Source organism: Pararhodonellum marinum (genome assembly GCF_015354735.1).
Classification (GTDB): domain Bacteria; phylum Bacteroidota; class Bacteroidia; order Cytophagales; family Cyclobacteriaceae; genus Pararhodonellum; species Pararhodonellum marinum.
On the sequence record NZ_JACEFJ010000001.1, the window covers coordinates 806498 to 821499 of the forward strand.

Here is a 15002-nt window from a genome sequence, read left to right on the forward strand (position 1 = left end):
ACCGACCTTGAAATTTTTTACCTTATTGCTCTTCTTCCCCTTCTTCCATCGCTTCAAATCTGGCCAAAGGTGCCATTCTAGCCCTATTGAGACTTAAGGTGTTTTCATTTAAGGTGTAGTTGTCCACTGTCGGCAATAATTTCATGATTTGATCCTCTATCTCCATAGTAGCTTCACAGTACTTTTGAGAGCTGGCCAATCTGGAAAACTTGATTCGGGTATCCCCCTTCCATTCAAATCCACCAAAAAAATTATTGCATCCCGCGAAACCATGAACCCTGTTTTCCTGTTCGTCAAAGGCCAAAAAAATCATATTTTTCTCATCTGCGGCTTGTTCGATCGGTTTTCCCATCAATTCCATAAGCTTCCATTTCTTTCCGGTAAGTGCCTTCTTCGCTTCCATATCCAGTTTTTTTAAGTTGTATTGACTTGATAATTCACCGGTCATCCTATTTTTATCCTGATCCAGCATAAACAGGTTGGTTTCGCCTACCTGAAAGTATTTGGGACCTTCATCCATTTCACTCAGTTCGATGATATTACCTGATTCATCCCATTGAAAATTCCCGGTATTGATGAATTTCTCATCACTTTTCCCAAGGTATTCGGTACTCATTTCATAGGTCTTATCCTGATTCAATGTGAGCATGGTCTGAATGCCTTCACAGTCGGCACAGGGCAAAACCCCGCTGTAAGACCCATCCCAATCCAGTGAAGTTTCACTGTTGTCTCCAGTGTAACCCGGTACTGCTGGATTATTGGTTTTGCAGCCCCAAACGATTAAAACCAACAAAGCGAGGCATAAAATTCTTGTATTTGTTTTCATCATTCCAGTAGTTTATTGGTGGTTACTAATACTTTCTACTTAAAAAAATGATTATAAACAAAAGTTATTTCAATTTATTGAAATAAACAAATAAATCCTTATAGAAAAAGCAGTTTAAGCAAGGCGATACCAATCCCCACCAAGCCACCCACAACGGCACCGTTCAGTCTGATGTATTGCAGATCATCTCCGACTTTGTCTTTGATTTGTCCTACCAATCCTTCATTGTCCAGTTTGGCCAAACTAGTCCTCACCATGTTTCCAATTTCATGGTGGTATTTATGGATCATCTCCGTGATGGTTTCCCGCATCCATTGATCTACTTTCTGTTGGTTTTCCTTGTCATTTTCGAAGTCATGAAGGAATTTTCTAAAATTCTTGGCCACCATAGACATAAAGGCAGTGTCTATTCCGGAAAGCTGTTCTGCCACAGTGTTTTTAAACCTGCCCAAAATGCTGCTGATGAGCTGCTGGCTTTGCTGGTTTTCGATAAAGTTGTTTTTAAGATTTTCTACCAGCTCCAAGGTATCAGCCTTGCCTTCCTTCAGATTCTGGGAGAAGTCCAGTAATGCCTGGTCAAATTTAATCCTGATGGGGTGGTCAGGCATTTCTTTGGCCTCCAAGGCAATGACCCTTGCGGTGTCAAGCAATTGTTCTGAAAGCTTATGCAGGTCTATTCCCCCAATTCCCTTGCCCAACCAAATGGTGAATTTCTTTGCAACCCCCTGTTTCTGGTAATTTTCCAATGCCTCACTAAGCTTGGAGACCAGTATTTTTTTAGTTTTGGGTTCATCGATCAGTTTTTCTGCCTCCTCCAAAAAAATGTCCAAAATCCGGTGGTGGTCTTTTTCTTTTACAGTTTTCTCTATCCATTCACCTAGCGGTGTGGCCATGTCAAGATCTGCCAGCTGACCTTTGATCACTTTTTGAAGAAAAACAGCAAATTGTGGATTGTCCAGATTGTCGGCAAACCGGAAAAGTAGGCTCCGGATAAATTCCAGTGCTTTTTCCTCGTTTTTTGGTTCTTTCAATACTTTGAGAAACCCTTCGGCAATGGGGACATCGGCAAGCTTTTCTTGGATCACTTCCGGAGAAAGCCATTTCTGCGTGACCAGATCCACGATTCCTTCGGTCAATTTCTCCCGGTTTTTGACAATGATGTTCGTATGCCTTCGGATGATGGGAATGGGGATTTCCCGGTACAGGGCAGTTACAGCAAACCAATCTGCGATACCCCCGATCGTAGCCGCCTCAAAACCAGTAGCCAAAATCCTCCATCCAGGACCTACCAAAACATCGAAATGGATCAGCATTTCCAACAATACCATCCCAACCACCGCAAAGATGAGCGAAATTTGCCCTATCCGGTTCCTGCTTTTGGATGTTATTGAAGTAGTTTCATTCATATTTTTCTATATATCACATGCCTTCAAAATGATGGCGCAAGCTTCTCGAATTTCAGTGTCCGAAATGATCAAAGGAGGCGCTATCCGCATGGCATCATCACAGAATAAAAACCAATCCGTTACGACCCCCAAGTGGATAGCCTGATCGATTACCGGTTTCAATACTTCAAAGGAATCAAATTGTACTGCCATCATTAAACCTTTGTTTCGGATTCCTTTGATTTTGGGATGAACCAGAAGCGTTTTAAACAAATTGGCTTTTTCCTCAACCATTTCCAGGAATTGAGGATCCTTGATGATATTTAGCGTGGCCAAAGAGGCAGCGGCACTGACAGGATGTCCACCAAAAGTGGTAATATGTCCCAATAGTGGGTTGTCTTTAAAGACTCCCATGACCTCTTTGGAGGCAATAAAAGCCCCGATGGGCATTCCTCCTCCCATTCCCTTGGCACAGACCAGGATGTCAGGCTGAATATCAAAATGCTCAAAGGCCCAAAACTTTCCCGTTCGGCCAAAACCAGCCTGAATTTCATCTAAGATCAACAAAGTGCCGGTTTGATCGCACTTTTGTCTTAGTGCCTGAAAATACTCCCGACAAGCCACCATGATCCCAGCCTCTCCTTGGATGGTTTCTACAATGACCGCAGCCGTATCTTCGGTGATTTGTTCCAGTTGTTGGAAACTACCATACACCACATGACTGATGCCAGGCAATAAGGGTCGGTAAGCTCTTTTGAATATCTCATTGCCTCCTACAGAAAGTGCCCCGTGGGAACTGCCATGGTAGGCATTGACGCAGGAAATGATCTCCCTTCGGTTGGTAAAACGCTTCGCCAACTTTAAAGCCCCTTCCACTGCCTCGCTGCCACTGTTGACCAGGTAGACATTGTCCAGGCCTTGGGGTAGGGAGGAGACCAAGGCCTCCGCCAACAAGGTTTGGGGTGATTGGACATATTCTCCATAGACCATCAGATGCAGGTACTTGTCCAGCTGCTTTTGAATGGCCTCCAATACTTTGGGATGCCTATGACCCACATTGCTCACTCCGATGCCGGAAATCAAGTCGATGTATTTTTTTCCTTCTGGGCCATAGAGGTAAATGCCTTCCGCCCTTTCTATTTCAATCATCAAAGGAAAATCGGTGGTTTGGGCAAGGTAGGAAAGAAAAAGTTGGCGGTTATTCATACTGCATGAGTTGGTAATCAATGGCTTCTGAATCTAAAGAAGATTCCTAAAGGAAGTTTTGTTTCTGACTGATCGGATAAATACAATTCTCCATGCTCCGCATGCTCGACTTTCTCGAAATTGGAATGGATCAAATTCGCTGCAATGATGGAACTGAAGCTGAGAGAATAAAGATTGAGTATGAGAAAATGATTATCTGGATCAAGTATAGAAGCGCAAACTTTCAACATTTCGTTGATCTGTTCCTCAAGCACCCATTTTTCTCCGTCTGGCCCACGTCCATAAGCAGGTGGATCCAAAATGATTCCCTGATAAATATTTCCCCTTCTTTGTTCCCTTTTGATAAATTTCATGGCATCATCCACCACCCATCTTATTCCCTCAAGTCCGGAAGCCTCCATATTGTGTCTTGACCATGTGACCACTTGCTTGACGGAATCCAAGTGAGTGACTTCAGCACCGGAAGCCCTAGCAGCTACACTAGCGGCTCCTGTATAGGCAAAAAGATTGAGTACTTTGGGTGCTTTAATGGGCAATTTCGGGATGGTCTGACTCAGGTAATCCCAATTGACCGCCTGCTCAGGGAAGAGCCCGATGTGTTTGAAGGAAGTAAGGGCGAGATTCAGTTTCATTTCCAGTCCAAAGGGATTTTGGTAACTGATCTGCCAGTTGTGCGGCATTTTTTTCAATTCATGCCATTCTCCTTTTTCTGGATTGTTTTTTTGTTTGGCAAAATGAGCATGAGCCATCGACTTCCATTCTCCTTCCGACAATTTTTTATCCCAAATCGCCTGTGGTTCAGGTCTGCTGATGATATATGGCCCAAAGCGTTCCAGTTTTTCAAATTCACCGGTATCGATCAGTTCATAATCTTTCCAGTGGCTAGGACTTAGGGATAGGATTGATTCCTTCATTTGGTAAAAATAATTAAAATATCACCATTAATTGACTTCGCCTAAAAGTACCTTAAAGGATTGAGGGTGAAAATAAATGCCTTCCTTTTCAAAAATTGTAAGTATTTGGTCTCGAAAAATTTTGGGAAAAGCTATCTTGTGTATGCTAAACCTTTGAATGCCCATTCATTATGAACATCACTTACCAAGAGGAACCCAATTTAAGTGTAGATGCATTCCGGGATATCCTAATGTCCTGTTCTTTGGGAACAAGGAGACCGATCAGGGAACCGGATAGGCTGGAACAAATGCTCAAGCAGGCGGACTTAATAATTACTGCCAGGAACGGTGAACAATTGGTGGGAGTTGCCAGGGCTTTATCTGATTTTACTTACTGCACTTATCTTTCGGATTTGGCGGTCCATGATGCTTACCAAAGGCTGGGTATAGGAAAAGAATTGATCCGACAGACCAAATTGGCTACTGGTTTGGCCAAGTTGGTTCTGATTTCAGCCCCCCAGGCCGTGGACTATTATCCCAAAATCGGTATGCAGCACCATGCTCATTGTTATTTTTTGGAAAATGAACAGGAGTTAATTTAAAGGCAATATAATTTAGCATGTAGGTACGCATTGATGCCAGTAAAATGTTAATTCAATACAATTCTCGCCACCAAACTGCAATTTCCCATACATCCCTGCCCGACTTCCGGCGGGCCTGCCCGACTTCCGGCGGGCCTGCCCGACTAAAGCGAGGGAATTCCGACCCGTTTGAAGAAGAATATTGGGTTAATGGCAAAGAAGCGGATAACCATTTAATTAAATATTCATTTAGAATCATTAGGTATTTGTAAAAGCAAATCACCAGACAGGAGATCTTATTTGAAAAGTGGTGTAGAATTTGGGGCTTTCCCTTTATTCCAAAAGTTTTCTTAATTTTCCAGTCCTATCCAATTATTCAAATGATCAAATTGATTGAATGCCCAAGAGATGCCATGCAGGGCTTGCCCGGATTTATTGATACAGCCATCAAAGCGGCCTATATCAACCAATTGCTGCAGGTGGGGTTTGATACGGTGGATTTTGGAAGCTTTGTCAGCCCCAAGGCCATTCCGCAGATGCGTGATACCGCCGAAGTGCTGGACCTGCTGGACCTATTCAATTCCAAATCCAAACTCCTGGCCATTGTAGCCAACACTCGAGGTGCAGAAGATGCGCTTCAGTTTGATCAGATTGATTACCTTGGGTTTCCACTATCTGTCTCTGAGAACTTTCAACAGAGAAATACAAATAAATCCATTTCGGAGGCTTTGATAACCGTGGAGGAAATACAGAACCTTTGTGAAACTAAGGGAAAAACCTTGGTGACTTACCTTAGTATGGGTTTTGGCAATCCCTATGGTGAGGACTTTTCTCCGGAAATTTTGGCGTCCTTTGTAAGCCGTCTATCAGATTTAGACATTAAGATCATCTCACTTTCAGATACCATAGGCGTAGCAGAACCTGAAAGTATCCGTTCGATTTTTAAAACCAACATAGAAAGCTTTCCGGAAATCGAATTTGGAGCACATTTCCACAGCACACCAGAATCAATGAAGGAAAAAGTATTGGCGGGTTTAGAAGGAGGATGCAGGCGCTTTGATGGAGCCATCAAGGGATTCGGCGGTTGTCCCATGGCCAAAGATGATCTTGTGGGCAACCTGGCCACCGAGCATCTCATTGCAGTTCTGGAAAATAAGGGTCATGAACTAAACTTGGATAAAAATGAATTTTCGGAGGCCATGAAGCTGGCCCAGGTGGTATTTGGGTAAGGAGACTGGAAAAGCTTTTTTATCCTTTTAAAACCAATTTAACCGAACCTCGATCTAAATCAGGTTATGATTTAATATACCGTTTTCTAGGGTTTAAGCAAAAGCCCCGGCAGTGATGTCGGGGCTTTATCAATCAGAAATGATAAGCGATGCTTAAAGCCCTTAAAGGAATTAATCTGGTGCCAAAGTTATCTGCAATTTCTGCGTTTTTAATTCCTGAGGTACTGCTCAAGACCTCCACCTCCCTAAATCGGTTGTAGAAAAACTCAAACCCGGATTCCGCAAAAACAGAAAGTCTGTCATTGAAATGGTATTTGATTCCCATGAATGGAGTAAGATTGTACGAAAAGGTATGGAAATTCAGCACTGCCGGAACCACAGGCCCCACATCAACGGCCCTTCTGAACCTTCTGCTGGTATAAGTAAAGCCCGCGTCTGTTCCCCCATAAGCCACAAAATTGGAACCGATGGCTTTTTGGGTTTCTCTTCCTAAGGTAATTCCATAAGCATGATTGGACACACGATCGTAAAGTCCTTCTTCAAAGGTCAATTCCCCCAAATCGGTAGTATTGTTTCCGAAAATCAGGTTCATCCTGAACCCCCTGTTCTTTCCATTTTGGTTTTGATAGTTTTTCCTGTAAAAAATGGAAGTAGGAACGTCACCTCCAAAAACCGGAACCATGTCCACCGCAAATTCATGCTTGGTTTTGGAATAATCAAAAACAGTTTCACTTTCATTATCTTGAGCCATAAGGCAAAAAGGCAATAAACTTAAACTGAACAATACTAAAATCTGCTTTTTCATAAATTTGGTGTAAATGTTAAAAGATTGATTGAAGAATACTTGAAATTACGGGGAAGATTATATTAGGTTGGCATAAAAAAGTAGCATGATTCAATGTTTTTGTTTAATTAATTCATAAGTATTTGATCATAAATGGCTTAAGTAAATGTAAAAATTTCCGGATTTTTGAATTATTCCTGATGAGGATTTAGAAATTCGGTTGAAATTGAACGCTTTAAAGCGTCTTAAAGAATTGATTAGGACTTATACTGAAAACAGCTTATCACCTCTTTTTCAATTATTTTTTGATAAATTGTACGTACGACCTTTTTCCCATTCAGATGATTAACATCAAACGCCCCTTCCAAATTACTTTGCTAACCTTGTTGGGATTGGGTATGGTGTCTTGGGCTGGCTTCGTTTCATGGTCATCAACCGGAGGTCAAACTGAGACCTGGTTAGGAGGCCCCAAGCAGAAAGGGGTTTGTTGGGTTGGAAGTCCCCAGCCTCTGCAAGGCGGTGAGTTGGAAAAATTGGCTGAAACCGGAACCAATTTTATTTCTCAAACCCCTTTTGGATGGCAAACTGAAAAAAACAGTCCTGAAATAAAATGGGAGGTCCACAGTGACAGAATGTGGTGGGGGGAGCGCTTACTGGGCTTGGAAGAGACTACCCAAGCCGCGAGGGATTTAGGAATAGAATCCATTTTAAAACCACATTTATGGGTTAGAGGGGCCTGGCCAGGTGAAATAGAAATGAATGAGGAAGCATCATGGGATGCTTGGTTTGCCAATTATGAGTCCTTTATTCTTTATTATGCTCAATTCGCTCAAGAAAATGAAATACCTGTTCTATGTATCGGTACCGAATTGGAGAAAAGTAGCCATAGAGAGCAGAATTGGAGAAAGATTATTGAAAAAGTGAGAGAAGTATATGATGGGCAATTGGTCTATGCCGCCAACTTTACCGAATTTGAGCATATCCGGTTTTGGGATCAATTGGATTTTATTGGCATTCAAGCATATTTCCCGCTTTCTGAGAAGAACAAACCGAATTTGTCTGATTTAAAAAAAGGCTGGAATAAGCAACTTCCTTCCATAGAAAAAATCCAACAGCGTTTTCAGAAGCCTGTCATTTTCACTGAAATTGGCTATTGCAATACATCAGATGCTGCCCAAGAACCCTGGATTTGGCCCAATGAAAGGAAAACCGCCGAAATTTCAGAAGAAATTCAAGCCTTGTGTTACCGGGCATTTTTTGAAAGTGTATGGCCGAAGCCTTGGTTGGCCGGAGTTTATTTCTGGAAGTGGTATCCTGATCCTCGGGAAAGAGAACCGGATTTTACTCCCCAAAACAAAGCAGCAGAAAGGATCATGAGGGAATTTTTTACAAAATAATCTCATTCCCTGGAGGTAAATTTATTAATATAAAATAATCTAATAAATATCAATTTTGAATATTGTTAGATTGATAAAATAATAAAATATATTGGTTTTTTTAAAATTTTATCCAAAATTTGGAAGTGAAAAAATTTGATGCCATCATCATAGGTTCAGGGCAGGCCGGTAATCCCATGGCCTTTAAAATGGCCGGTTTGAAAAAAAAGGTTGCCTTAATAGAAAAAAGCCAGCTTGGAGGCACCTGTGTCAATGTAGGCTGTACTCCAACCAAAACCTATGTGGCAAGTGCACGTTGCATCCATGTGACGCAGCATGCAGAAGAATTGGGCATTTCTGTTCCTGAAGGAATCCGAGCGGATCTAAAAAAAATCAAGAAAAGAAAAGATGACATCGTGCAAAGTTCCAGATCCGGCATCTCTGATGGTATTTCTGACAATGCATACATCACATTATATCACGGAGAAGCCCAATTTTTAACTGAAAAATCCATTCAGGTCGGTAAGGAAACCTTAAAGGCAGACTTAATTTTCATCAATGTGGGAGCTAGTGCATTGATTCCGGAGAGTTTTGGAGAATCTGGAGCCTTAACAAACAAAGAGATGCTGGAATTGGAAGAAATTCCGGAGCATTTGATCATTGTGGGAGGAAGTTACATAGGCTTGGAATTTGGTCAGATGTTCAGGCGCTTTGGCAGCAAAGTCACCATTGTTGAAAAAGCTGAGCAGATCATTTCAAAAGAAGATGTCAAGGTTTCTAAAACCATTCAAAAAATACTTGAAAAAGAAGGGATTGAATTTATTTTGAATGCGGAGTGCATCAAGGGTAAAAAAGCAAGTGAAAATCAAGTGACCGTTCAAATATCCTGTGATGAAGGGCCACCAGAATTAAATGGCTCGCATTTACTTTTGGCCGTAGGACGGGTGCCAAATACAGACACCCTTCAACTGGAAAAGGCGGGCATCAGGACCGATGATAAAGGCTATATTATTGTCAATGACCAATTAGAAACTAACGTACCCGGGATCTTTGCTTTAGGGGACTGCAACGGGAAAGGGGCATTTACCCACACTGCTTACCATGACTTTGAAATTGTATCTGCCAACTTATTTGAAGGAGGGAAGCGTAAGGTGTCGGAACGTATTCCTAATTATTGCCTATATATTGACCCACCCTTGGGAAGGGCTGGAATCGATTTGAAGCAGGCTAAAACCAAGCAGCTCAAAGTCAAAGTGGGAGAGATCGAGATGAACAAGGTTTCCAGAGCTAAGGAAAAAGGGGAAACAGCGGGGTTTATGCAGGTCATCATTGATGAGAATACCAACAAAATCCTGGGTGCTACAGTTTTGGGAGTAGGAGGGGACGAAATCATCAGTAGCCTATTGAATATCATGTATGCTGATGTACCCTACACGACCATAAGAGATGGTGTTTTTCCTCATCCGACGGTGTCTGAACTGATCCCCACCCTACTGGCAGAATTGAAGCTACCAAAAGATTTGAAAGAAGAATTTTAAACCAAACCCCCTTGAATTCGATTTATATTTATTCATCAAATTAAATTCTCCACGTTTTATTCTATCATTATGAAAGCCATTTGGAACAATCAGATTATTGCAGAAAGTAACCAGACCATACAAATAGAGGGCAACCATTATTTCCCAAAAGAAAGCATCAAAGATGAATTTTTCAAACCTTCCGATACCCATACCACCTGCTCTTGGAAGGGTGTAGCTTCTTATTACAATCTGGAAGTAGAAGGGGAGGTCAATAAGGATGCAGCATGGTTTTATCCAAACACGAAAGACGCCGCCAAAGCCATAGAGGGCTATGTGGCTTTTTGGAAAGGGGTTAATGTCGAAAAATAAAAGGTGATAGATTGAAGGACCATGAACATCATGTTTTTCTTATGGGCATACCGCAGCAATAAACCTCTAATTGTATAAATGATGCTGACCAAGTTGAAGGAAACCAATCAACCTTTACTTTATCTTTCCGGGACGTTTGGATTTCTTTTTTTGATTGTTTCCTTTGCTTTTCCGGCACTCTTCAGAGAAAAGCTTGGCGCATGGACTGAATTCACGCTTGGCTATTTTGGCCAATATTACCTCTATTTTGGGTTTTTGGTGATCATGATGATGCTGGTTTTGGCGGTATCCAAAACCGGTAAAGTGCGCCTGGGAAATAGTGACCCTGAATATAAATGGTTTTCCTGGGTGGCCATGTTATACAGTACCGGGATGGGAGCTGGATTAATGTTGCGAGCAGTTCAGGAACCGGTTTATTTCCTGATCAATCCTCCCAGTCAAGTAAGCCATTCCAATATCATTTATGCTTTGCAGTACACTTTTTTTCACTGGGGATTTACTCCATGGGCCTTTTATGGACTTTTCGGTTTGATCATTGCCTACAACCTGTATATTCATAAGCGAACCATCCTTGGTTCAGCCATATTGGAACCGCGTTTTCAAAAAACCAAGTATAAACTTCCCATCGATACCTTGATATTAATCAGCACGCTATTCGGAGTGGTTGCCGCTGTGGGTTTAGGGAGTAGACAGCTTTCAGGTGGCTTGGGAATTTTGTTTGATCAATTGGAATTGAACGTCAATCATACACTTGCTATTGTCATCGTCATTTGTTCCATAGCCACTTTTTCCGCCTATTTAGGGGTAACCAAAGGGATCAGAAATCTATCTAACTTCAATATCGGGCTTGCCTTATTGCTCATGCTTTTTGTGTTGTTGATCTCCGACTTCTACGAAACCTTCTTCAATTTCTTTTTGGCTTTTGGAAATTACCTAAGGTACCTTGTTTCAATGAGTTTGAATTTAGGAAATCAGGAAGTTTCTAAAACATTTTTGACGGAGTGGACCTATTTCTATTGGGCGTTTTGGCTGGCATGGGCACCATTTACTGGGGTTTTTATTGCAAGAATTTCAAAGGGACGGACCATAAGAGAATTTATTCTGGCTACCCTGATCATTCCAGCTATGGGTACCTTTCTTTGGTTTTCGGTTTTTGGCAGCCATGCGTTTGGCTTGATAGGGGAGACAGATGCTTACCAAGGGCAGTTTGATTCCATTTACCAATCATTGTTTGTCTTTTTTTCCCAATTGCCTTTTGGTGGATGGTTGAATGTGATGTCCTTGATCTTGATTTTTACTTTTCTGATCACCTCTGTGGATTCAGCCATTTTTGTTTTGGGGATGTTCAGTGACCAGGGTAATGAAGAACCAGGCCGCAATTACCGCCTTTTTTGGGGTTTTACTTTGACCCTTTTTACTTTGTCTGTTGTTTTCATAGGACAAGATGTACTCTTGGAAGCAGTCAGTCAGCTTCTGATTCTGATTGCTTTGCCTTTCAGTTTTCTCTTTCTGGGAATGATGGGCTTTTTTATGTTCAAATTGTATCAAAATCCGCTTAAAACATGACCAATCGAAACCAACTTATTACGAGATTTTTGGAGACAAGAGCGCAAACCGAACAGATCTGCTCTCCACTGGAAACTGAGGATTATGTACCTCAGCCAATCGTGGACGTATCACCACCGAAATGGCACCTTGGCCACACCACCTGGTTTTTTGAGCAGTTTATCCTAAGTCCACATAAAGAAAACTACCTTAACTTCCATGATGACTTTTCATATCTATTCAACAGCTACTACAACAATGCTGGAGACAGGGTTTTAAGGCCCAATAGGGGACTGATGAGCCGCCCTCCTGTCAAAGAAGTCTACGAATACAGACACTACGTCACAGAACAGCTTCATTTGCTATTGAAAACAGGTCCAAGTGAAGAAGTTCTGAAATTGGTTGAGCTGGGCATCAACCATGAACAGCAGCATCAAGAACTCTTGGTGTATGACATCAAATATATTTTAGGCAACCAGCCTACTTTCCCGATTTACGGAGATGGATTCCAAACCCTTAAAGAGGACATATCGCTGGAATTTCAACCAGTCATGGAAGGCAACTACCAAATCGGTGCGACAGGGGACGATTTCCATTTCGACAATGAATTGGGCAGACATACTGTTTTCTTACCGGCCTATCAGATTGCCAAAAGGTTGGTGACCAATGGCGAGTACCTAGAATTCATGCAGCATGGAGGTTATGAGGATTTCAATCTCTGGCTGTCGGAAGGATGGGATTTCATCAATGAGCAAGACATAAAAGCACCCCTTTATTGGCATCAGAAAGATGGAGAATGGTTTAACTACACACTCAAAGGTTTTGAAAAGGTATCCCCTGAATTGCCTGTGCAACACGTGAGTTTTTATGAAGCCCTGGCTTATGCTGAATGGAAAGGCATGCGCTTGCCCACGGAGTTTGAGTGGGAGGTGGCTGCGGATCATATTGATTGGGGTCAGTTATGGGAGTGGACCTACAGTGCCTACCAACCTTATCCCAACTTCTCTAAGGCGCCTGGAGCACTTGGGGAATACAACGGCAAGTTTATGATCAATCAAAATGTACTGAGGGGTGCATCCAAAGCCACTCCTCTCGGGCACAGCAGAAAAACCTACAGGAATTTTTTCGCGGCCCCTTCAAGGTGGCTTTTTTCAGGCATACGTTTAGCAAAATAAAAATCATGAAAGAGCTCAAAATAAGTCCTTTTGAAAAGGAAATCACTGAAGGCCTAATGGCTCCTCAGAAAAAACTATCTTCCAAATATTTTTATGATGAAGAGGGAGATAGGTTGTTTCAGGAAATCATGAAGTTGAAGGAGTATTACCTTCCGGAGGCTGAGTTGGAAATATTGAAGGAAAAAGCCGCTGCAATTGCTGAAGACCTTTCTTGTAAAAGTCTAGATATCCTAGAGCTTGGGGCAGGAGATGGTAGTAAGAGTGTTTTTTTTCTTGAAAACCTGATCCGATTGGGTAAAGAAGTCAAATATGTGCCTTTGGACATTTCAGAAAATATCCTTAGGATAAACAAACAAAATATGGCCGAAAGGTTGCCTGAGATGGAAATCGAACCCCACACTGGCGATTATTTTCAGACCATGAAGGTGATGGGGGATCAACTCAACACCAAACTGGTGATGTTTATGGGTTCCAATATTGGTAATTATAAAGAAGCGGCGGCGATTGAATTTTTGCGACTTATTTATGAAAACCTTCATTTTGGGGATTATTTTATGATGGGCGTAGATCTTCGTAAAAACCCCAAAACCATCCTTGCTGCTTACAATGATTCTAAAGGAGTCACCAAGGCCTTTAATCTTAACCTGCTAAAAAGAATCAATAGAGAGCTTGGAGCTGATTTTGATCTCGACAGTTTTGATCATTATCCTTTTTATGATCCTGTCTCAGGTACTACCTTTAGCTATCTGGTAAGTCTTAAAAACCAGACTGTTCATTTTGAGAGTGGTACCCAAATTCCTTTCAAAAAAAATGAGCTGATCCATACGGAGGTTTCTAAAAAATACAGTTTGAAGGAAATAGAAGGATTGGGTCGGCAGGCAGGATTCAGTTTTGTAAGTCACCATTTGGATGCCAGGGATTATTTTTCAGTTTCTTTATTTCAAAAAAGTAGCAACTCTTCGAATGGTCATTAATGACCAAAAAACAATCCATTCTAAAATAAAGAATATGAGACGAAAATCCCCTTTCTTTGCATTATGATACCGTTAACAGCCCAGACCAAAGTAGCCTTGCTTGCCAAGGCGAAGGAAATTTTACACCAACAAAACCAAACCATTGAAGAGGAATTGGATGCCATTGAAGTGGCTGTGGAAGGGGAAGAAAAAAGTTCTGCCGGAGATAAGTATGAGACCCAATTGGAAATGCTCCACCAAAGCCGGGATATCCTCGAGAAAAGAAAGGCCAATAATCAGCTGATGCTCAGGCAACTCAATGCCGTTCCCATGCAGGCCATGAAAAAAGTTCAAGAAGGGGTTTTGCTCAAATTGCCTATGGGTAAGATTTGGGTCTCGGTACCGGTAGGCAAACTTAATCTTGATGGGGTGGATTACCAGCTTGTTTCACAGAATTCGCCTTTGATCCAAGCCCTTTGGGGTCTTGGAGAGGGTGAGGGGGTCAATTTTAGAAATCAACAGGTTACGATCGAAGACTTGATTTGAGTCGTAATTCTTTACTTTTAGTTCATTTTAAAATATGGCATGCAACAGTTTAACGAGAACATACCGAATAAAAACATTCCGGACGAAATAAGACAGGTTACCCTGAAAGCCCTGTCATTTTATCCACAGCTACATGATGTCCAAATCGATTTTGTGTTTAAGGAAAACATCCGAAGATCGGTCATGCAGGCCCAACCCAGGTTCACCAGCCTGTTAGGTTCCAGAAAAAATAGGAGCTATATCATCAATATCAGCAGGTGTTTTTCTCTGAAAGGCAAAAAAATGGTGATTCATGAATTGCCAGAAACTGTATTGGTGGGATGGATTGGTCATGAACTGGGCCATGTGATGGATTACCTCAATATGAACTCCTGGTCTTTGATTTTATTTGGAATTGGGTATTTGACTTCCAAGCAATTTATCATCTCGGCAGAAAGGGCAGCAGACACCTATGCTGTAAATCATGGATTGGGAGACTACATCTTGGATACCAAAGACTTCATATTGCATCAGGCCGGCATGCCGGAAAGTTACATACAGAGGATGAGCAAGCTTTACCTGCCGCCTGAAGAAATTATGGAAATGATGGAAAATCGGTTGTCGGAATAGACCCA

General features: G+C 41.8%; 15 protein-coding genes. 10 read left to right on the forward strand and 5 right to left on the reverse strand.

Annotated features, from left to right (window positions below):
* Positions 1-22: 22 nt before the first annotated feature.
* The 4 genes from H1A14_RS03395 to H1A14_RS03410 all read right to left on the reverse strand — a co-directional run bounded on the left by H1A14_RS03395 (position 23) and on the right by H1A14_RS03410 (position 4331).
* Entirely contained in the window at positions 23-829 is an 807-nt protein-coding gene (locus tag H1A14_RS03395) for a copper resistance protein NlpE N-terminal domain-containing protein (RefSeq protein ID WP_194774775.1), read from the reverse strand.
* A gap of 95 nt (positions 830-924) precedes the next feature.
* Positions 925-2232: a DUF445 domain-containing protein gene (locus H1A14_RS03400; RefSeq protein WP_194774776.1), complete on the reverse strand. Its 1308-nt coding sequence runs from the start codon at positions 2230-2232 to the stop codon at positions 925-927.
* Between the two features lie 6 nt (positions 2233-2238).
* Complete coding sequence (locus H1A14_RS03405) at positions 2239-3417, reverse strand: aspartate aminotransferase family protein (protein WP_194774777.1); 1179 nt, start codon at positions 3415-3417, stop codon at positions 2239-2241.
* A gap of 17 nt (positions 3418-3434) precedes the next feature.
* Positions 3435-4331, reverse strand: coding sequence for a class I SAM-dependent methyltransferase (locus tag H1A14_RS03410; RefSeq protein ID WP_194774778.1), 897 nt, complete (start codon positions 4329-4331; stop codon positions 3435-3437).
* Between the two features lie 170 nt (positions 4332-4501).
* On the opposite strand from H1A14_RS03410, the gene H1A14_RS03415 reads away from it, so the two are divergent.
* Together H1A14_RS03415 and H1A14_RS03420 are read left to right on the forward strand one after the other, a co-directional pair.
* Positions 4502-4912 carry a GNAT family N-acetyltransferase gene (locus tag H1A14_RS03415; protein ID WP_194774779.1) on the forward strand — a complete coding sequence of 137 codons (411 nt, stop codon included), beginning with the start codon at positions 4502-4504 and terminating at the stop codon, positions 4910-4912.
* Between the two features lie 359 nt (positions 4913-5271).
* A complete protein-coding gene (locus tag H1A14_RS03420) occupies positions 5272-6120 on the forward strand; it encodes a hydroxymethylglutaryl-CoA lyase (RefSeq protein WP_194774780.1) in 849 nt (282 codons plus the stop codon).
* 133 nt (positions 6121-6253) lie between these two features.
* Here H1A14_RS03420 and H1A14_RS03425 read toward each other — a convergent pair whose 3' ends face one another.
* A complete protein-coding gene (locus H1A14_RS03425; protein ID WP_194774781.1) occupies positions 6254-6925 on the reverse strand; it encodes a hypothetical protein in 672 nt (223 codons plus the stop codon).
* Between the two features lie 320 nt (positions 6926-7245).
* Between H1A14_RS03425 and H1A14_RS03430 the strand changes: the two genes are divergently transcribed.
* From H1A14_RS03430 to H1A14_RS03465, 8 genes are all read left to right on the forward strand, one after another.
* Complete coding sequence (locus tag H1A14_RS03430; protein WP_194774782.1) at positions 7246-8301, forward strand: glycoside hydrolase family 113; 1056 nt, start codon at positions 7246-7248, stop codon at positions 8299-8301.
* 125 nt (positions 8302-8426) lie between these two features.
* Positions 8427-9818 carry an FAD-containing oxidoreductase gene (locus tag H1A14_RS03435; RefSeq protein ID WP_194774880.1) on the forward strand — a complete coding sequence of 464 codons (1392 nt, stop codon included), beginning with the start codon at positions 8427-8429 and terminating at the stop codon, positions 9816-9818.
* Between the two features lie 69 nt (positions 9819-9887).
* On the forward strand, positions 9888-10169 hold the full coding sequence (locus H1A14_RS03440; RefSeq protein ID WP_194774783.1) for a DUF427 domain-containing protein: 282 nt from the start codon (positions 9888-9890) through the stop codon (positions 10167-10169).
* 78 nt (positions 10170-10247) lie between these two features.
* Positions 10248-11735 carry a BCCT family transporter gene (locus tag H1A14_RS03445; protein ID WP_194774784.1) on the forward strand — a complete coding sequence of 496 codons (1488 nt, stop codon included), beginning with the start codon at positions 10248-10250 and terminating at the stop codon, positions 11733-11735.
* A complete protein-coding gene (gene egtB / locus H1A14_RS03450; protein WP_194774785.1) occupies positions 11732-12889 on the forward strand; it encodes an ergothioneine biosynthesis protein EgtB in 1158 nt (385 codons plus the stop codon). Before H1A14_RS03445 ends, egtB begins: the two co-directional genes overlap by 4 nt.
* Before the next feature lie 5 nt (positions 12890-12894).
* A complete protein-coding gene (egtD, locus tag H1A14_RS03455) occupies positions 12895-13863 on the forward strand; it encodes an L-histidine N(alpha)-methyltransferase (protein ID WP_194774786.1) in 969 nt (322 codons plus the stop codon).
* A gap of 63 nt (positions 13864-13926) precedes the next feature.
* Positions 13927-14388, forward strand: a complete 462-nt coding sequence (locus tag H1A14_RS03460; RefSeq protein ID WP_194774787.1) for a hypothetical protein — start codon at positions 13927-13929, stop codon at positions 14386-14388.
* Positions 14389-14427: 39 nt separating this feature from the next.
* Complete coding sequence (locus H1A14_RS03465) at positions 14428-14997, forward strand: hypothetical protein (protein WP_194774788.1); 570 nt, start codon at positions 14428-14430, stop codon at positions 14995-14997.
* The last annotated feature ends 5 nt before the right edge of the window (positions 14998-15002 follow it).

What these genes read in the sequence shown, in the direction of transcription:
- egtD (WP_194774786.1), top strand. Translation starts at nt 12,895, where the DNA reads ATGAAAGAGCTCAAAATAAGTCCTTTTGAAAAGGAAATCACTGAAGGC.
- H1A14_RS03400 (WP_194774776.1), bottom strand. Translation starts at nt 2,232, where the DNA reads ATGAATGAAACTACTTCAATAACATCCAAAAGCAGGAACCGGATAGGG.
- egtB (WP_194774785.1), top strand. Translation starts at nt 11,732, where the DNA reads ATGACCAATCGAAACCAACTTATTACGAGATTTTTGGAGACAAGAGCG.
- H1A14_RS03420 (WP_194774780.1), top strand. Translation starts at nt 5,272, where the DNA reads ATGATCAAATTGATTGAATGCCCAAGAGATGCCATGCAGGGCTTGCCC.
- H1A14_RS03415 (WP_194774779.1), top strand. Translation starts at nt 4,502, where the DNA reads ATGAACATCACTTACCAAGAGGAACCCAATTTAAGTGTAGATGCATTC.
- H1A14_RS03405 (WP_194774777.1), bottom strand. Translation starts at nt 3,417, where the DNA reads ATGAATAACCGCCAACTTTTTCTTTCCTACCTTGCCCAAACCACCGAT.
- H1A14_RS03445 (WP_194774784.1), top strand. Translation starts at nt 10,248, where the DNA reads ATGATGCTGACCAAGTTGAAGGAAACCAATCAACCTTTACTTTATCTT.
- H1A14_RS03425 (WP_194774781.1), bottom strand. Translation starts at nt 6,925, where the DNA reads ATGAAAAAGCAGATTTTAGTATTGTTCAGTTTAAGTTTATTGCCTTTT.
- H1A14_RS03460 (WP_194774787.1), top strand. Translation starts at nt 13,927, where the DNA reads ATGATACCGTTAACAGCCCAGACCAAAGTAGCCTTGCTTGCCAAGGCG.
- H1A14_RS03465 (WP_194774788.1), top strand. Translation starts at nt 14,428, where the DNA reads ATGCAACAGTTTAACGAGAACATACCGAATAAAAACATTCCGGACGAA.
- H1A14_RS03430 (WP_194774782.1), top strand. Translation starts at nt 7,246, where the DNA reads ATGATTAACATCAAACGCCCCTTCCAAATTACTTTGCTAACCTTGTTG.
- H1A14_RS03395 (WP_194774775.1), bottom strand. Translation starts at nt 829, where the DNA reads ATGATGAAAACAAATACAAGAATTTTATGCCTCGCTTTGTTGGTTTTA.
- H1A14_RS03410 (WP_194774778.1), bottom strand. Translation starts at nt 4,331, where the DNA reads ATGAAGGAATCAATCCTATCCCTAAGTCCTAGCCACTGGAAAGATTAT.
- H1A14_RS03440 (WP_194774783.1), top strand. Translation starts at nt 9,888, where the DNA reads ATGAAAGCCATTTGGAACAATCAGATTATTGCAGAAAGTAACCAGACC.